Annotated in this window: 1 protein-coding gene and 1 pseudogene; both read right to left on the bottom strand. The window is 51.5% G+C overall.

Going from position 1 to position 951, the window contains the following annotated elements; genetic code table 11:
• Positions 1 to 276: pseudogene (locus R7Z50_RS25285) on the bottom strand (integrase); the annotation flags it as partial.
• Positions 273 to 809 (bottom strand): hypothetical protein, encoded by a 537-nt coding sequence (locus R7Z50_RS25290; protein WP_000949433.1) that lies wholly within the window; start codon positions 807 to 809, stop codon positions 273 to 275. The pseudogene R7Z50_RS25285 and the gene R7Z50_RS25290, both read right to left, overlap by 4 nt.
• Positions 810 to 951: the final 142 nt, after the last annotated feature.

The raw sequence follows: 951 nt of genomic DNA on the forward strand, positions 1-951 counted from the left end.
CAATATGTGGTGCCGCCTCATTGAGCTCCATGCACAGTCACGAAGGTTCTGAAACCCGATCATCTTGGCGACAATGTTGAGGAATGAGCTCATGGTCTGCCTGCTTCGCTTTGACCCGAGGCTCACCAGATAGGCGACGGCGGGGTTGTCCTGGATGTTCCGGAGCGAGCTCGATGACGGCAACAGTTCACCGCGAATGCTTTGTTCTGCCGGAACATTTACTTTCGCATGTGAAACTAGCTCTTCCTTGTCATTGTTTGTGTCGTGCAAAGTCACCTCCTAAGCCCGACCGCAACGAGAAGAAAATCCCATATTTTGAGGTGAAGAGGTAGTTCCTCCTCCATATGTTGCGTTTCGTAGCTTTGCATCAGTGGTTCAAACTTGGTTGGATTGCACAGCAATTCGTAAACTGTTCGGTTGGGCTTGGTGATCGGCTTATTCGGAGTGAATCCATGTTTGTTCTGGAGGTACAGCGCTACCGCGCCACTTCTGGATTCTCCGTAATAGCAATGAACGAAGATCTGATCGATACCGCTACCAACCAATCCATCCAGGAAGGTGGACAGCTTTTCAGCCTGGGATGAGTCAATGTAAGAGGCGTAATTCATCCGGAACGCTGCCTTCATCGTGTGGATGGTGTTCTCAGAATAGCCGCCGTCATAGAAGCTATCGCGGTACAACTGCCCCCACTGTCCGAGAGCGGCAGGGGACTTGTCTGGGTCAGTTATGGAGATCATGGCCGCACCGGGAACCGGCTCCAGTCTTTCGGCCTCCGCTTGACTAATGAAAAAGACTTTTTTGCTAAGCATGCCCCATCATCCCCTTACAAGGATGTGTTGCGAGTAGCTCATGCGCCTGACTTTGCCCCTCTTGAGTATCTACAGGAGCGGTCGTATACACACCTCCATGCCGCAAGTCCACAATACTGGTCCGACAGCAAGAACCTACGTT

The organism is Vibrio sp. 1249-1, from assembly GCF_033340495.1.

What these genes read in the sequence shown, in the direction of transcription:
- R7Z50_RS25290 (WP_000949433.1), bottom strand. Translation starts at nt 809, where the DNA reads ATGCTTAGCAAAAAAGTCTTTTTCATTAGTCAAGCGGAGGCCGAAAGA.